Below are 15663 nucleotides of genomic sequence, written 5' to 3'. Positions count from 1 at the left end.
GCCAGAACAAACTACATAGCGTGTTGATTATAATAGGGCACGCCGAGCGCATCCGACTTATCACTGCCAGTACCCATGTGATTTAAATCAAACGGTGGTTGTTCATGCGATGGGGGAACAACCACGACATTGGCACAGGAAGTAACAACCTGCTGCGTGGTTTGTTCCGCAACGCCCTGCGCGGAAAAGAGAATAAGCGCAGCTGCAATTGCGGATAAAAGTGGTTTCATGATTGCCTCAGTGACGTTGTCACGTTATCAACTAGCTGTTGTAATGATTTAATGGATGTAAAAAGCGCGATTCGCCCTGCATATTGGTCATCCGGTATTTATGCGGCGGAACATCAAAGTAATTTTTGAAGGTTCGGGTCAGAGTTTGTTGCGACTCGAAGCCATATCGTTCTGCCAGATAGAGTATCGGCTCGTTACTTTCCTTCAGCTTTTGCGCGATTTCCGTCATCTTACGGCTGCGGATGTATTGGCCTAATGAATGACCGGTTTCTTTTTTAAACATCCGTTGCAGGTGCCATTTAGAGTAACCCGAACGCTCTGACACTTTCTCCAGTGACAGTGGCGATTCCAGGTTGTCCTCGATCCAGTCCAAAATGCTATGAATGGTAATAGCGTCAGTATTGCGTCTGGACATCGTCATACCTCTTTTTTGTTTACGGCAGGACTTTCTTAAGCAAATGCTCAAGTGTTGCCACTTCGTCCGCCGTCAGGTTTTTTGTTAATTCTTGGTGCAGGTCCTGGCCAACTAATTGATGGCATTGTTCACATATTGCCGCGCCGCTGGTGGTAAGTTTTACCAGTACGCCGCGCTTGTCATTCGGGTTCGGCAACCTTTCCACCCAGCCTTTACAGACCAGGCGATCCAGCATACGGGTCAGCGCCCCCAGGTCGACCGATAACACTTTTTTCAGTTCAACCGGAGTAATACACGCCGCGCAGCGGATAGAGCAGAGCACCTTAAACTGTGCCGCGGTAATATCCAGCGGAGACAGATACTCGTTAAGCAGGCGATCTTTCTTCTGATTAACCATATGGATTAAGCGACCCAATGGAATAATTTCATTGAACAGATCGCTGGTACTTTTCACATTAGTTGCCCTGGCAAGTAATTAGTTGCAGGGGATAATATTGCCCAGGCAAGTATAAGTCAAATGAATGAATTGACCGATGCCACGTTTTGCTAAATCGGTTCAAGTTTTGGTCAGTGCGATGCAAGGCTAGCTAAAGAGTGACACTTTATCGTTGTTTACCCCTTATACTTTTCGCTGATAACCCAGATACACAGGATAACAACCACCAATGTTAGATTTATTTAAAGCAATTGGCCTGGGGCTGGTGGTGTTACTACCGTTAGCTAACCCATTAACAACTGTCGCGTTATTTCTTGGCCTGGCAGGCAACATGAACAGTGCCGAACGTAATCGTCAGTCGTTGATGGCCTCGGTGTACGTCTTTGCCATCATGATGGTGGCGTATTACGCCGGGCAACTGGTGATGGATACATTTGGCATTTCGATTCCCGGTCTGCGAATTGCAGGCGGCTTAATCGTCGCGTTTATCGGTTTTCGAATGCTCTTTCCGCAACAGAAAGCAATTGATTCACCGGAAGCGAAAAGCAAGTCGGAAGAGCTGGAAGATGAACCCAGCGCCAATATTGCTTTTGTACCACTGGCAATGCCAAGTACCGCCGGTCCGGGAACCATAGCGATGATTATTAGCTCGGCGTCCACAGTGCGTCAGAGTTCAACCTTTGCTGATTGGGTACTGATGGTTGCGCCGCCGCTGATCTTTTTCCTGGTGGCGGTTATTTTGTGGGGAAGTCTACGCAGCTCTGGCGCAATTATGCGGCTGGTGGGTAAGGGGGGCATTGAAGCGATCTCTCGTCTGATGGGATTCCTGCTGGTATGTATGGGGGTGCAGTTTATTATTAACGGCATCCTGGAAATCATTAAAACGTACCACTAAAAAAGGCCCGAATGGGCCTTTCAACTATTGCGTCTGTTCTTCGAGTGTCACTGGCCAGCGGCGGAAAATGATGATTGACCATATTAACGCGGCAAAAGCAGGCACCGCGCCCACATAACCAATCATCGACATTGACCAGTGCAGACTGACCTGATTACCTACCAACGCACCCGCGCCGATTCCAATATTAAATATCCCAGAGAATAGCGCCATCGCGACGTCGGTAGCATCTGGTGCCAGCGCCAGCACTTTAACCTGCATACCAAGCCCGATGATCATCATCGCTATCCCCCAGAAAATACTCAGCACCCCGAGGTGTATTTCACTGTTCGCCGCAGGTAGCAGCAGTGCCAGGCACACCAGCAACAGCGCAATCGCCGTACTTACCAACGCAGACGCATACTGATTACCCAGTTTACCGAAAATCACGCTGCCAATAATGCCCGCACCACCGAGTAATAACAGTAATGCCGTGGCAAAGTTGGCGCTGAATCCCGCAATGTTTTGCACAAAAGGCTCGATATAGCTGTATGCCGTGTAATGGGCGGTGACAACCACCACAGTTAACAAATAAATGCTCATCAATGCCGGGCGGCGGAATAATAGCGGTAGGCTTTTCAGCGAACCGGAATGCTCACTGGGCAGTAAGGGAAGTAACTTAATCAGGCACAAAAGGGTAATAAACGCCCCGATACCAATCGCGAAGAAGGTCATTCGCCAGCCAAAATACTGCCCCACAATGCGCCCGAGAGGTAAACCTAATACCATTGCCAGTGCTGTACCGGTGGCAATTAAACTCAATGCCTGCGCTCGCTTTCCGGCCGGAGCCATACGGATCGCCAGAGACGCCGTAATCGACCAGAAAATCGCATGTGCAAAAGCCACACCAATGCGACTGATCACTAGAACGGTAAAGCTCCACGACAAAAACGACAGTACGTGGCTGGCAATAAACACCACAAACAGGCAGATCAGTAATTTGCGCCGTTCAACCTGGCTGGTCATTAACATAAAAGGCAATGACATTAGCGCTACTACCCATGCGTAAATGGTCAACATAATGCCGACCTGAGCGGTTTGCATGTGAAAACTTTGCGCAATGTCAGAGAGCAGGCCAACTGGGACAAATTCGGTGGTGTTGAAGATGAAGGCGGCGACTGCCAGCGTAACGACCCGTAGCCACGCCACTTTGCGGGAAACAGTGTTTGTTGTCATAACAGATTATCGGGTGAGTTGCGAAAAAGTGATGAAATGATCTTAAAACGGTTAATGATGTGAATACAATGCATTTGTGATCTGGATCGCGTTTTCCGTTTCTCTGACGCTGATTCGTTCACGCGTCAGAGAGTCGGTCACATCACGGTTTAATGACGTTCAGGGAGGTCTGGCGTTTTGGAGGTTGCGGGTATAGGTGGTCTGACAGGGGAGCGAGGCCTGTTTTTCACCAGGTCTTCATGAGTAACTTTTGGCGGCGTTTCATTTTTTACAAAAAGTTTGAGGGTCTTGCGCGCCATATGTTTGATAATTTTATCATCACTTAATGATGCTGGCATCAACACGTCAATCAAATCACTTTCATTGGGATTCATAAATTGGTGATAGTGCAATAACATATTGGCGAAAAATAAAAACAAGTCCTGAAAATGTGGAAAATCTTGTTCTGCTAAAAGGGATAAAAAGCAGATGCAGACTTCGGGTAGTACATGTTTGTTAGAACCTAGTGAATCCATCAGACTTTGCAATAAATCCTCTTTTAATTCGCTGTCCGTTATGTCGAGAATAGCGGTGAGCAAGTTAGGTTCTTTATTCCCGAACCATCTGTGAACCTCAGAGTTATTCCATAATCGGGGGAGTATGACAAAATTACCGCGAGAGATAAAATTCAGGACAAGCAAATCAAACTGGCGTAAGTAATCTGCAGCGGTATGGTGATCCGGATGCAGGGGTTCAATATGTGGCGTATGCGCTCTTTTGATAGGAACGCCAGGGTTGATTATTGGAAATTGTTCTATAAAGTCATTCAGGAACAGAAAGAGTACACGCTCGACGCCGGTCTGAAATACGCGCCCCATAGTGACAGGCTTTGGGTTGGGAGCGCAAAAAATATTAATTTCCCCATCATGGCGGAAATTATCTAAATAAATAGGGCTTAAATTTATTACTACCTGAAATTCAATATTTTCTTTGTGTCTTCCATTCTTGACGGGATAAGTGAGTTTAAACTGAACCTTTTCATTGTATAGCGTGTCGTTACCCCGAAAAGAAGTCCTCTGAATATATGATAAGTTGTCAAGGTTATTAAATATCTTTTTTGTGGCTGAGTTGATGTTTAAAGACGTACGCCACTCTTCATCACATATTATTGTACTGAGTGCATCAATGAAATCCTTTAAAACTTCTTTTACCTGTGGTGCAATATTACGTACGGGAAAATCATCAGGAAGAGATATGTAATTGCTGATGCTTACTGGCGTAACCATATTTGCCCCATATAGTCATAAGTCATCGGAACATCACTATATAGAGCATATTAGCCGCAAGAACTATCAAAAATAGCTCATTGCTAACTCTGTTTTGCCGAGTCAGACACATCCAGTAGTTGAATAAATGCCTCAAGCGGACGCGTTTTCGCACCGCGACGCCAGACCAGCCAGGTTGTTAACCAACGCCATTGCTCAGCTAACGGCCACGCCTCAACCTGGTGATGCCCCGGCATACTTTCCAGCATAGAGCGCGGAATAAGCGCAATACCTGCTCCTGCGACCACACAGGCCAACATTCCGTGATAAGACTCCATCTCATGGATAGTTCCCGGAGCGGCACCGTCAGCATGAAACCAGCTCTCGAAGTGGCGACGATACGAACAATTGGCGCGGAAGGCATAAATGTTACTGCCATTAACCTGACTGGCGCGGGTTACTGGCGCATGTCCTTGTGGCGTGACGATCATCAGCTCCTCGCGGTACACCGGTATCCCGTCAATGGCAGTATGGTTAATGGGCCCATCAATAAACGCTGCATTCAGTTTTCCCTCCAGCACACCTTCCAGCATAGTGCCGGAAGGGCCGGTGGAAAGTGAAAACTGAATTTTGGGATAACGACGGTTAAATTGCGCCAGCGTGGCCGGAATGCGCACCGCTGCGGTGCTTTCCAGCGAACCAAGAGAAAATAAACCTTGCGGCTCATCGCCAGCGACAACGCTCCGCGCTTCATCCACTAACGCGAGAATTTGTTGGCTATAGCGTAAAAAGTTATGCCCGGCAGGCGAGAGACGTAAACGCTGATTCTCGCGAATAAACAGATCAACCCCCAGTTCTGTTTCCAGCTGGCGTAGACGGGTAGTGAGATTCGACGGCACGCGATGCACTTTTGCTGCAGCCTGGGTAATGCTGCCAGCTTCGGCAACCGCGTTGAACATCTCCAGTTGGGTCAGATCCATAATATTCTCGATTCATGAATAAGTGGCTTAATATTATTCATTTTCAAGCAAGAGTAAATCTGCGTATCTTTTTACCATAACTCATAAAGGAGATACCCCGATGACCATTACTCCGGCAACTCATGCAATTTCGATAAATCCTGCCACCGGTGAACAACTTTCTGTGCTGCCGTGGGCTGGCGCTGATGATATCGAAAACGCACTTCAGCTGGCGGCAGCAGGCTTTCGCGACTGGCGCGAGACAAATATAGATTATCGTGCTGAAAAACTGCGTGATATCGGTAAGGCTCTGCGCGCCCGTAGCGAAGAAATGGCGCAAATGATCACCCGTGAAATGGGCAAACCGATCAACCAGGCGCGTGCTGAAGTGGCGAAATCGGCGAATTTGTGTGACTGGTATGCAGAACATGGTCCGGCAATGCTGAAGGCGGAACCTACGCTGGTGGAAAATCAGCAGGCAGTTATTGAGTATCGACCGTTGGGGACAATTCTGGCGATTATGCCGTGGAATTTTCCATTATGGCAGGTGATGCGTGGCGCGGTTCCCATCATTCTTGCAGGTAACGGCTACTTACTTAAACATGCGCCGAATGTGATGGGCTGTGCACAGCTCATTGCCCAGGTGTTTAAAGATGCGGGTATCCCACAAGGCGTATATGGCTGGCTGAATGCCGACAACGACGGCGTCAGTCAGATGATTAAAGACTCGCGCATTGCTGCTGTCACGGTGACCGGAAGTGTTCGTGCGGGAGCGGCTATTGGCGCACAGGCTGGAGCGGCACTGAAAAAATGCGTACTGGAACTGGGCGGTTCGGATCCATTTATTGTGCTTAACGATGCCGATCTGGAACTGGCGGTTAAAGCGGCGGTAGCCGGACGTTATCAGAATACCGGACAGGTTTGTGCAGCGGCAAAACGCTTTATCATCGAAGAGGGAATTGCTTCGGCATTTACCGAACGTTTTGTGGCAGCTGCGGCAGCCTTGAAAATGGGCGATCCACGTGACGAAGAGAACACTCTCGGACCAATGGCTCGTTTTGATTTACGTGATGAGCTGCATCATCAGGTGGAGAAAACCCTGGCGCAGGGTGCGCGTTTGTTACTGGGCGGGGAAAAGATGGCTGGGGCAGGTAACTACTATCCGCCAACGGTTCTGGCGAATGTTACCCCAGAAATGACCGCGTTTCGGGAAGAAATGTTTGGCCCCGTTGCGGCAATCACCATTGCGAAAGATGCAGAACATGCACTGGAACTGGCTAATAATAGCGAGTTCGGCCTTTCAGCGACCATTTTCACCACCGACGAAACCCGGGCCAGACAGATGGCGGCACGTCTGGAATGCGGTGGGGTGTTTATCAATGGTTATTGTGCCAGCGACGCGCGAGTGGCCTTTGGTGGCGTGAAAAAGAGTGGCTTTGGTCGTGAGCTTTCCCATTTCGGCTTACACGAATTCTGTAATATCCAGACGGTGTGGAAAGACCGGATCTGACGCTACATATTCAGCTCTGATATACTCGCAGGTCTTTTCAGACCTGCGGTCCAGGAGTAGAAAGTGGCAGTCGCCATGGATAATGCAATTTTAGAAAACATCTTGCGGCAAGTACGGCCGCTCATTGGTCAGGGTAAAGTCGCGAATTATATTCCGGCGCTGGCTACAGTAGACGGTTCCCGATTGGGCATTGCTATCTGTACCGTTGACGGACAGCTTTTTCAGGCCGGAGACGCACAAGAACGTTTTTCCATTCAGTCTATTTCCAAAGTGCTGAGTCTCGTTGTCGCCATGCGTCATTACTCCGAAGAGGAAATCTGGCAACGCGTCGGCAAAGATCCGTCTGGATCACCGTTCAATTCTTTAGTGCAACTGGAAATGGAGCAGGGTATTCCGCGTAATCCGTTTATTAATGCCGGTGCGCTGGTGGTCTGCGATATGTTGCAAGGGCGATTAAGCGCTCCTCGGCAACGTATGCTGGAAGTCGTGCGCGGCTTAAGCGGTGTGTCTGATATTTCCTACGATACGGTGGTAGCGCGTTCCGAATTTGAACACTCCGCGCGAAATGCGGCTATCGCCTGGCTGATGAAGTCGTTTGGCAATTTCCATCATGACGTGACAACCGTTCTGCAAAACTACTTTCATTACTGCGCTCTGAAAATGAGCTGTGTAGAGCTGGCCCGGACGTTTGTCTTTCTGGCTAATCAGGGGAAAGCTATTCATATTGATGAACCTGTGGTGACGCCAATGCAGGCGCGGCAAATTAATGCGCTGATGGCGACCAGTGGTATGTACCAGAACGCGGGGGAGTTTGCCTGGCGGGTGGGACTACCGGCGAAATCTGGCGTTGGTGGCGGTATTGTGGCGATTGTTCCGCATGAAATGGCCATCGCAGTCTGGAGTCCGGAACTGGATGATGCAGGTAACTCGCTCGCGGGTATCGCCGTCCTTGAACAATTGACGAAACAGTTAGGGCGTTCGGTTTATTAATGCAGTCTCTCGATCCACTCTTCGCGCGTTTATTCCGTTCAAAATTTCGCTCTCGCTTTCGTTTGGGGGTGAAAGAGCGTCAGTATTGTCTGGAGAAAGGCGCGCCAGTCATCGAACAACATGCGGCGGATTTTGTCGCTAAACGTCTTGCTCCGGCATTACCGGCTAACGACGGTAAGCAAACCCCCATGCGCGGGCATCCGGTGTTTATCGCTCAGCACGCCACTGCAACCTGTTGTCGCGGTTGTCTGGCTAAGTGGCATAACATTCCGCAGGGTGTTTCGTTAAGCGAGGAACAACAACGTTATATCGTGGCGGTAATCTATCACTGGTTGGTTATACAGATGAATCAGCCATGATAATTGCGGAAAACGATAAAATAGCATTCCCAGGATATCTTTATTTGCCGCCGCTGTCAGCGAACATGCTATCCTTTATAAGAATTTACTTATTACGTTGAGATAATTGCCACCCGCAATTGTATGGACAGATAATTAATGCATGTACAGCCCATTTCAACTTTCCGTTTGTTCCAGGAAGGTCATCTGCTACGTAATAGCATCGCTATTTTTGCGCTAACCACGCTGTTCTATTTTATTGGTGCAGAGTTACGGTTGGTTCACGAACTTTCTCTTTTCTGGCCGCTGAATGGCGTAATGGCGGGGGTGTTTGCCCGCTATGTCTGGCTTAATCGACTGCATTACTATGCGATCAGTTATGTGGCGATGCTGGTTTATGATGCCATAACCACCGAATGGGGGCTGGTTTCACTGGCTATCAATTTCTCCAATATGATGTTTATTGTTACCGTCGCCTTTCTGGTCGCGCGGGATAAGCGTCTGGGGAAAAATAAGTATGAGCCAGTAAGTGCCTTACGGCTATTTAATTACTGTCTGATTGCCGCATTATTATGCGCTATTGTCGGGGCGATTGGTTCGGTCAGTATTGATAGTCTGGATTTCTGGCCTTTGCTTGCGGACTGGTTCAGTGAGCAATTCTCAACGGGCGTGTTGATCGTGCCTTGTATGCTGACGTTGGCTATTCCGGGAGTGCTGCCGCGCTTTAAAGCAGAACAGATGATGCCCGCTATCGCGCTTATTGTGTCGGTTATTGCCTCGGTAGTCATTGGCGGAGCGGGGAGTCTGGCGTTCCCGCTGCCTGCATTAATCTGGTGTGCCGTGCGCTATACGCCGCAGGTAACATGTCTGTTGACCTTTGTCACCGGTGCGGTGGAAATCGTACTGGTGGCAAATTCGGTGATTGATATCTCGGTCGGTTCGCCGTTCTCCATTCCGCAAATGTTCTCCGCACGTCTCGGTATTGCTACGATGGCGATATGCCCAATTATGGTTTCTTTTAGCGTGGCAGCGATCAATTCGCTAATGAAGCAAGTTGCGCTGCGAGCCGACTTTGATTTTCTGACTCAGGTTTACTCACGGTCCGGTCTTTATGAGGCGCTGAAAAGTCCATCGCTGAAACAGACACAACATCTGACGGTCATGCTGCTTGATATTGACTATTTCAAAAGCATTAACGATAACTATGGACATGAATGTGGCGATAAAGTGTTAAGCGTGTTTGCCCGGCATATTCAGAAGATTGTCGGTGATAAGGGGCTGGTGGCGCGCATGGGCGGCGAAGAATTTGCTGTTGCAGTGCCGTCGGTGAATCCTGTCGATGGTCTGCTAATGGCGGAAAAAATCCGTAAAGGCGTTGAACTGCAACCGTTCACCTGGCAACAAAAAACGCTTTATCTCACGGTAAGTATTGGCGTCGGTAGTGGTCGCGCATCGTACCGAACGCTGACCGATGATTTTAATAAATTGATGGTCGAAGCCGATACGTGTCTGTATCGCTCGAAGAAAGATGGGCGCAACCGTACCAGCACTATGCGTTACGGTGAGGAAGTTGTCTGACATCTTTATTCATTCCGCGCGATTTGAATGCAATGTGTTCTACCACTTTATGATCCAGGAAAAGGCGTATTTCCTCGATTAAACCATGATCCGCGCCACACTTTTCTCATAAAACTGCTCATTAATCATCAGGAGTTGATCAAAACAGGGGTTCGGCGTATTAAAGTTTGCTAACCTGTCGTACCAATTCAAACAGGTTGTATGACTAATCAGAAGGGAACCCATTGTGAAAACACTAAATCGTCGCGATTTTCCCGGTGCACAGTATCCAGAACGTATCATTCAGTTTGGTGAAGGTAACTTCCTGCGCGCCTTTGTTGACTGGCAAATCGATCTCCTGAATGAGCACACCGATCTGAATTCTGGCGTGGTCGTTGTTCGTCCGATTGAAACTTCATTCCCGCCGTCACTGAGCACGCAGGATGGTCTGTACACCACCATTATCCGTGGCCTGAATGAGAAGGGGGAAGCGGTCAGCGACGCGCGTCTGATTCGCTCGGTTAATCGTGAAATCAGCGTCTACAGTGAATACGATGAATTCCTGAAACTGGCGCACAACCCGGAAATGCGCTTTGTTTTCTCTAACACCACCGAAGCGGGGATCAGCTACCATGCGGGCGATAAATTCGATGACGCACCAGCGGTAAGCTATCCGGCAAAACTGACCCGTCTGCTGTTCGAACGCTTTAGCCATTTCAACGGTGCGCTGGATAAAGGTTGGATCATCATTCCGTGTGAGTTGATTGACTACAATGGCGACGCGTTGCGTGAACTGGTGCTGCGCTATGCGCAAGAGTGGGCACTGCCAGAAGCATTTATTCAATGGCTGGATCAGGCTAACAGCTTCTGTTCTACGCTGGTGGACCGTATCGTTACCGGTTATCCGCGCGATGAAGTGGCTAAACTGGAAGAAGAACTGGGTTATCACGATGGTTTCCTCGACACCGCTGAACACTTTTACCTGTTTGTGATTCAGGGGCCGAAATCCTTAGCGACTGAGCTGCGCCTGGACAAATATCCGCTCAACGTGCTGATTGTTGACGATATTAAACCGTATAAAGAACGCAAAGTGGCAATCCTCAACGGTGCGCACACCGCGCTGGTGCCGGTGGCGTTCCAGGCAGGGCTGGATACCGTAGGTGAAGCGATGAACGATGCTGAAATTTGCGCATTCGTTGAAAAAGCCATCTACGAAGAAATTATTCCGGTACTGGATTTGCCTCGTGATGAACTGGAATCTTTCGCCAGTGCAGTCACCGGGCGTTTCCGTAACCCGTACATTAAGCATCAGCTGCTGTCTATCGCGCTCAACGGTATGACCAAGTTCCGCACCCGCATCCTGCCGCAGCTGCTGGCAGGGCAGAAGGCAAACGGCACACTTCCGGCGCGCCTTACTTTCGCATTAGCGGCATTGATTGCGTTCTATCGTGGTGAGCGTAACGGAGAAACATATCCGGTACAGGACGATGCACACTGGCTGGAACGTTATCAGCAACTCTGGAGTCAGCATCGTGACCGTGTTATCGGTACCCAGGAACTGGTAGCGATTGTTTTGGCAGAAAAAGACCACTGGGAGCAGGACCTGACGCAAGTGCCTGGTCTGGTCGAGCAGGTGGCTAATGACCTGGATGTGATTCTCGAAAAAGGAATGCGCGAAGCTGTACGTCCGTTGTGCTAATACTCTGAACCCGGTTTCGACCGGGTTTCTTATTTCACTATATTAGTTACAACATCCTATGTGCCTTTATCATTAACGGGTGCCATATGCCACACCTGTAAATGTTGTAAGCTTGTAGGTAATTTGTACGTAGCGTCTTGAGAATGTGATCGTAATCACGTTTAATAGGGCGACTTTTCCACGCCTGAAGATAACCATGATAGTTCGTCCACAACAACACTGGCTGCGCCGTATTTTTGTCTGGCATGGCTCAGTATTATCCAAGATATCCTCGCGCTTACTACTCAATTTTCTCTTTTCTATCGCTGTTATTTTCATGCTGCCTTGGTACACGCATCTGGGCATCAAATTCACCCTCGCACCGTTCAGCATTCTCGGTGTCGCCATCGCCATTTTTCTTGGTTTTCGTAATAATGCCGGGTACGCCCGTTACGTTGAAGCGCGAAAACTTTGGGGGCAGTTGATGATTGCCTCACGGTCGTTACTGCGGGAGGTAAAAACGACATTGCCAGATTCGGCAAGTGTAAGGGAATTTGCCCGGCTGCAAATCGCCTTCGCTCACTGTTTACGCATGACATTACGCAAACAACCACAGGCGGAAGTGCTGGCTCAATATCTCAAGACGGAAGATCTTCAGCGTGTACTGGCTTCGAACTCTCCAGCTAACCGTATCTTGTTAATAATGGGGGAGTGGTTGGCGGTTCAGCGCCGCAATGGACAGCTTTCAGATATCCTGTTTATTAGCCTCAACGATCGGCTTAATGATATTTCAGCGGTTCTGGCAGGCTGCGAGCGCATTGCCTATACGCCAATTCCCTTTGCCTACACCCTGATTTTGCATCGTACCGTTTATCTGTTTTGTATCATGCTGCCGTTCGCGCTGGTCGTGGATCTGCATTACATGACGCCTTTTATCTCTGTGCTGATTTCCTACACTTTTATTTCGCTGGATTGTCTGGCGGAAGAACTGGAAGATCCCTTCGGTACTGAAAACAATGATTTACCGCTGGATGCCATCTGCAACGCTATTGAAATTGACCTGTTACAGATGAACGATGAAACAGAAATTCCAGCGAAAATTCTTCCCGATCGCCATTACCAGCTGACGTGATAATTACTCCGTACGGCGGGCAACAATAAACAGACGCGGAAATGCCAGCAATATCTGTCCGTTCTCCTGGAGGGGATATTGCTCTTCCAGCATCTGATGGTAGCGCGTAAGAAAATGCTGCTGTTCGCTCTCGGTCAGATCCTGTAACCACGGACGTAATCCAGTGGCGGTCACCCAATTGATAATCGCCTGGTGCGACGGCATCTGGTGATAGTAAGTGGTTCGCCAGATATCGACCTCACATCCGGCTTCACTCAGAATATCGTAGTAAGCATGAACGCCAGCCAGCGGCTCACGCCCGCGATCCGGGTAGTTTTGTTCCCAGGCAACTTCGCGCATGAGCACATGGGTCGGCTCCAGCCAGTTATCTGGCATCTGTACTGCCAGCACGCCCAGCGGACTGAGTAACGAAACCAAATGAGGAAACAATTCGTAGTGGTCGGGCAGCCATTGCAGTGAGGCATTAGCAAAAATCAGATCGAGTGCCTGTTCCGGTTGCCAGTTGCGGATATCTGCTTCCACAAACAGGCAGTCCGGCAAAGCACTGCGTGCTTCGGCAACCATCGCCGGAGATGAGTCGATGCCCGTTATCCTGGCAGCAGGCCAACGTTGTTGTAGAAGGGCGGTGCTGTTACCTGGGCCACAGCCAAGATCGGCAACATATTCGACATTCTCCAGCGGCACTCTGGCAAGCAGCTCCACCGCCGGACGCGATCGTTCAGCGGCAAAGTGCAGATATAAAGAGGGGTTCCAGTCAGACATTTTTTTACTCCCGTCAGCGCGTTACCCCAATTGTAGATAAAATTGATAAATTCGCCTCACGGCATCAACCCATTGAACAGACGTTTTTTACGCGGCCCGGTCATTAAAGATTCCAGTTTCGCGACACAGGTTTTGTAGTGGGGCGTGGTTTTATGGAATGCCACTGCGTCTTCATCTTTATAGGCTTCGTAGATATAAAAGCGCGAATTCACTTCCGGGTCCTGTAAGACATCGAAGCGCAAATTGCCTTCTTCCTGTACAGAGCCCAGGTGGTTCTGGCGAAAAACTTCGATAAACTCGTCAACCTTGTCTTCATGAACGTTAATTTCAACCAGTGTGACGTGCATAATTCTTCTCCTTAAATCCGCAGTTACTGTTTTTCACTCAGATAGAGTTCATATGCCCGATCAGCCGTTTCGTTATGGTGAACCACCGCCTGTACGGCTTTCATCATCGCCACCGGATGGTCAGACTGGAAAATATTACGCCCCATATCCACACCAGAAGCGCCCTGATCGATAGCCTGCCAGCACATTTCAAGCGCCTCGCGCTCCGGTAGTTTTTTACCGCCAGCAATAACAATGGGTACCGGACATCCGGCAACAATCCGTTCAAAACCTTTTTCGACATAATAAGTTTTGATAATCTGCGCCCCCATTTCAGCGGCGATTCGAGTCGCGAGAGAGAAATAACGCTGATCGCGCACCATATCTTTGCCCACGCCTGTCACGGCCATGGTGGGCATTCCCGCTTTCATTCCGGCATCGACCAGTTGAATAATATTTTTGATCGACTGATGTTCATATTCGCTGCCGATATAAACCTGCGCCGCCACCGCGCAACTGTTCAGGCGCACGGCATCATCCATCGATAACGCCACGGCTTCATTACTTAATTCCGCCAGAATAGAGTTTGCACCTGACGCCCGTAGTACCACCGGCTTATTGGTCGCCGGGGGGACTACGCTGCGCAAAATGCCGCGCGTACACATTAATACATCGGCATGTTCAAACAGCGGGGCGATATTTATATCAATGCGTTCAAGTCCGGTAGTCGGCCCCTGAAAATAACCATGGTCAAAGGCCAGCATCACGGTTTTACCCGTTTTCGGATTAAATATCCGTGATAAGCGTGACTGCATTCCCCAATCCAGCGCACCGCAACCTTTCAGGGTAAAAGGGATATTTTGTTGCGGTTGATCGGTACGAAAATCTTTACCATCTTTAATATCGTCTAAATCTGCCATAACGTACTCCGGTTAAGTAATGCACATCAGAAATCGTATTTGCCGATATTCTCTTTGTTGAATATCACGCGCTCCGGTAACAGTACGATGCCATTACCATCCGCTTCGTAGTCATAGCCCTGAACGCTGTTTGGCGAGACTTCCACCTGACCTACGCCCTGGATATCCAGCTTGTCGCCCGTTTTCATTGATCCTTTTTTCAATAATGCATCCGCGACATAAACTGAAATTTTGCCTTGCTGAACCACATCCCACAGGCCAAATTCTTTCACCGTGCCGCGTTCCACATACGGACGCATCACGTTTGGCGTACTGAATCCGACAATCGCAACTTTGCCATTTTTCAGGTTTTCTGCGGCTTGTGCGGCAGCGGGCAGGGCGTTGGCGTCGGGGGCGATAATGGCGTCGAGATCGCTATAGGCTTTTAATATTCCTTCTGCGGTTTGTAACGATTTAGTGGCATCGTTATAGCCAAACTGCGTAGTGACAATTTCCCAGCCTGGATGCTCTTTGGCGATTTTCGCTTTCGCCTCTTTCACCCACTGGTTTTGGTCCGTAACGGTGGGGCTTGAGTAGAAAAACGCGATTTTGGCTTTGTCTTTATTCACCTGACGCGCCGCCATATCCACCAACATACCTCCCAACTGGGCGGGCGTTCCCTGATTAATGTAGTAAGAGCGGCACTCCGGTTTGGTATCAGAGTCCCAGGTCAGCACTCTCACACCACGTTGCATGGCGCGTTTCAGTGCAGGACACAAGCCATCAGGCGAAACCGCAGAAACGATAATGGCGTTATAGCCCTGATTGACGAAGTTATTAATCAACTGTACCTGACCAGAAACACTGGGTTCTGTCGGCCCGTCGTAGGTCACATCAACGCCCAGCTCTTTACCCGCTTGTTGTGCGCCGTTGCCACCGCTGGTAAAAAATCCCACGCCAACCAGTTTGGGAATAAATGCAATACGCTCTGCGGCCTGCACATTCATAGAGATTGCGGCAATGCCAAGCGCGCTAAGTAAGGCGATTTTCTTAAAGCGATGAAGTGTCATGAAGATA

General features: G+C 49.2%; 17 protein-coding genes. 7 read left to right on the top strand and 10 right to left on the bottom strand.

Going from position 1 to position 15663, the window contains the following annotated elements; genetic code table 11:
• Positions 1-11 precede the first annotated feature (11 nt).
• From marB to marR, 3 genes are read right to left on the bottom strand one after another with little or no spacing between them, the layout of a single operon-like run.
• The gene (marB, locus tag G434_RS21530) at positions 12-230 is read right to left on the bottom strand and encodes a multiple antibiotic resistance protein MarB (protein WP_000803529.1); all 219 of its coding nucleotides are present in this window, start codon (positions 228-230) and stop codon (positions 12-14) included.
• A gap of 31 nt (positions 231-261) precedes the next feature.
• Positions 262-645 carry an MDR efflux pump AcrAB transcriptional activator MarA gene (marA, locus tag G434_RS21535; protein ID WP_000091199.1) on the bottom strand — a complete coding sequence of 128 codons (384 nt, stop codon included), beginning with the start codon at positions 643-645 and terminating at the stop codon, positions 262-264.
• 19 nt (positions 646-664) lie between these two features.
• Entirely contained in the window at positions 665-1099 is a 435-nt protein-coding gene (gene marR, locus G434_RS21540) for a multiple antibiotic resistance transcriptional regulator MarR (protein WP_000843419.1), read from the bottom strand.
• Positions 1100-1310: 211 nt separating this feature from the next.
• Here marR and marC point away from each other — a divergent pair, with 211 nt between their 5' ends.
• Positions 1311-1976 (top strand): NAAT family transporter MarC, encoded by a 666-nt coding sequence (gene marC / locus G434_RS21545; protein ID WP_000885033.1) that lies wholly within the window; start codon positions 1311-1313, stop codon positions 1974-1976.
• Between the two features lie 24 nt (positions 1977-2000).
• Here marC and ydeA read toward each other — a convergent pair whose 3' ends face one another.
• From ydeA to ptrR, 3 genes are all read right to left on the bottom strand, one after another.
• Positions 2001-3191, bottom strand: a complete 1191-nt coding sequence (ydeA, locus tag G434_RS21550; RefSeq protein WP_000210785.1) for an L-arabinose MFS transporter — start codon at positions 3189-3191, stop codon at positions 2001-2003.
• 149 nt (positions 3192-3340) lie between these two features.
• Positions 3341-4456, bottom strand: coding sequence for a putative protein YneK (gene yneK, locus G434_RS21555; RefSeq protein ID WP_000258569.1), 1116 nt, complete (start codon positions 4454-4456; stop codon positions 3341-3343).
• 83 nt (positions 4457-4539) lie between these two features.
• A complete protein-coding gene (ptrR, locus tag G434_RS21560; RefSeq protein WP_000366511.1) occupies positions 4540-5415 on the bottom strand; it encodes a putrescine utilization regulator PtrR in 876 nt (291 codons plus the stop codon).
• A 100-nt stretch (positions 5416-5515) separates the two neighbouring features.
• Here ptrR and sad point away from each other — a divergent pair, with 100 nt between their 5' ends.
• The 6 genes from sad to G434_RS21590 all read left to right on the top strand — a co-directional run bounded on the left by sad (position 5516) and on the right by G434_RS21590 (position 12599).
• The gene (sad, locus tag G434_RS21565; protein WP_000156616.1) at positions 5516-6904 is read left to right on the top strand and encodes a succinate-semialdehyde dehydrogenase; all 1389 of its coding nucleotides are present in this window, start codon (positions 5516-5518) and stop codon (positions 6902-6904) included.
• Positions 6905-6967: 63 nt separating this feature from the next.
• A complete protein-coding gene (glsB, locus tag G434_RS21570) occupies positions 6968-7894 on the top strand; it encodes a glutaminase B (RefSeq protein ID WP_000257423.1) in 927 nt (308 codons plus the stop codon).
• Positions 7894-8253, top strand: coding sequence for a DUF4186 domain-containing protein (locus G434_RS21575; protein WP_001191015.1), 360 nt, complete (start codon positions 7894-7896; stop codon positions 8251-8253). The genes glsB and G434_RS21575 overlap by 1 nt, the downstream gene beginning before the upstream one ends.
• Before the next feature lie 138 nt (positions 8254-8391).
• Positions 8392-9810 (top strand): sensor domain-containing diguanylate cyclase, encoded by a 1419-nt coding sequence (locus G434_RS21580; protein ID WP_000558436.1) that lies wholly within the window; start codon positions 8392-8394, stop codon positions 9808-9810.
• A 226-nt stretch (positions 9811-10036) separates the two neighbouring features.
• The gene (gene uxaB / locus G434_RS21585; RefSeq protein ID WP_000854634.1) at positions 10037-11488 is read left to right on the top strand and encodes a tagaturonate reductase; all 1452 of its coding nucleotides are present in this window, start codon (positions 10037-10039) and stop codon (positions 11486-11488) included.
• 196 nt (positions 11489-11684) lie between these two features.
• The gene (locus tag G434_RS21590) at positions 11685-12599 is read left to right on the top strand and encodes a bestrophin family protein (RefSeq protein WP_001376869.1); all 915 of its coding nucleotides are present in this window, start codon (positions 11685-11687) and stop codon (positions 12597-12599) included.
• 3 nt (positions 12600-12602) lie between these two features.
• On the opposite strand, the gene tam is transcribed toward G434_RS21590, so the two are convergent.
• The 4 genes from tam to lsrB are packed head-to-tail and all read right to left on the bottom strand — an operon-like array spanning position 12603 to position 15656.
• A complete protein-coding gene (gene tam / locus G434_RS21595; protein ID WP_001286583.1) occupies positions 12603-13361 on the bottom strand; it encodes a trans-aconitate 2-methyltransferase in 759 nt (252 codons plus the stop codon).
• A 56-nt stretch (positions 13362-13417) separates the two neighbouring features.
• Positions 13418-13708: a (4S)-4-hydroxy-5-phosphonooxypentane-2,3-dione isomerase gene (gene lsrG, locus G434_RS21600; RefSeq protein ID WP_000558527.1), complete on the bottom strand. Its 291-nt coding sequence runs from the start codon at positions 13706-13708 to the stop codon at positions 13418-13420.
• A 23-nt stretch (positions 13709-13731) separates the two neighbouring features.
• Positions 13732-14607, bottom strand: a complete 876-nt coding sequence (gene lsrF, locus G434_RS21605; protein WP_000774174.1) for a 3-hydroxy-5-phosphonooxypentane-2,4-dione thiolase — start codon at positions 14605-14607, stop codon at positions 13732-13734.
• Between the two features lie 26 nt (positions 14608-14633).
• A complete protein-coding gene (gene lsrB / locus G434_RS21610; protein WP_000172457.1) occupies positions 14634-15656 on the bottom strand; it encodes an autoinducer 2 ABC transporter substrate-binding protein LsrB in 1023 nt (340 codons plus the stop codon).
• Positions 15657-15663 lie beyond the last annotated feature (7 nt).

This window comes from Escherichia sp. KTE172, from assembly GCF_000408845.1.
In the GTDB taxonomy this organism is placed as follows: domain Bacteria; phylum Pseudomonadota; class Gammaproteobacteria; order Enterobacterales; family Enterobacteriaceae; genus Escherichia; species Escherichia coli.
Note: the sequence above shows the minus strand (reverse complement) of the source record. Positions and strands in the feature narration are given on the sequence as shown.

Coding starts and splice junctions, on each gene's coding strand:
- G434_RS21580 (WP_000558436.1), top strand. CDS start 8,392: ATGCATGTACAGCCCATTTCAACTTTCCGTTTGTTCCAGGAAGGTCAT.
- marB (WP_000803529.1), bottom strand. CDS start 230: ATGAAACCACTTTTATCCGCAATTGCAGCTGCGCTTATTCTCTTTTCC.
- marC (WP_000885033.1), top strand. CDS start 1,311: ATGTTAGATTTATTTAAAGCAATTGGCCTGGGGCTGGTGGTGTTACTA.
- ptrR (WP_000366511.1), bottom strand. CDS start 5,415: ATGGATCTGACCCAACTGGAGATGTTCAACGCGGTTGCCGAAGCTGGC.
- ydeA (WP_000210785.1), bottom strand. CDS start 3,191: ATGACAACAAACACTGTTTCCCGCAAAGTGGCGTGGCTACGGGTCGTT.
- lsrB (WP_000172457.1), bottom strand. CDS start 15,656: ATGACACTTCATCGCTTTAAGAAAATCGCCTTACTTAGCGCGCTTGGC.
- tam (WP_001286583.1), bottom strand. CDS start 13,361: ATGTCTGACTGGAACCCCTCTTTATATCTGCACTTTGCCGCTGAACGA.
- lsrF (WP_000774174.1), bottom strand. CDS start 14,607: ATGGCAGATTTAGACGATATTAAAGATGGTAAAGATTTTCGTACCGAT.
- G434_RS21590 (WP_001376869.1), top strand. CDS start 11,685: ATGATAGTTCGTCCACAACAACACTGGCTGCGCCGTATTTTTGTCTGG.
- yneK (WP_000258569.1), bottom strand. CDS start 4,456: ATGGTTACGCCAGTAAGCATCAGCAATTACATATCTCTTCCTGATGAT.
- marA (WP_000091199.1), bottom strand. CDS start 645: ATGTCCAGACGCAATACTGACGCTATTACCATTCATAGCATTTTGGAC.
- lsrG (WP_000558527.1), bottom strand. CDS start 13,708: ATGCACGTCACACTGGTTGAAATTAACGTTCATGAAGACAAGGTTGAC.
- sad (WP_000156616.1), top strand. CDS start 5,516: ATGACCATTACTCCGGCAACTCATGCAATTTCGATAAATCCTGCCACC.
- G434_RS21575 (WP_001191015.1), top strand. CDS start 7,894: ATGCAGTCTCTCGATCCACTCTTCGCGCGTTTATTCCGTTCAAAATTT.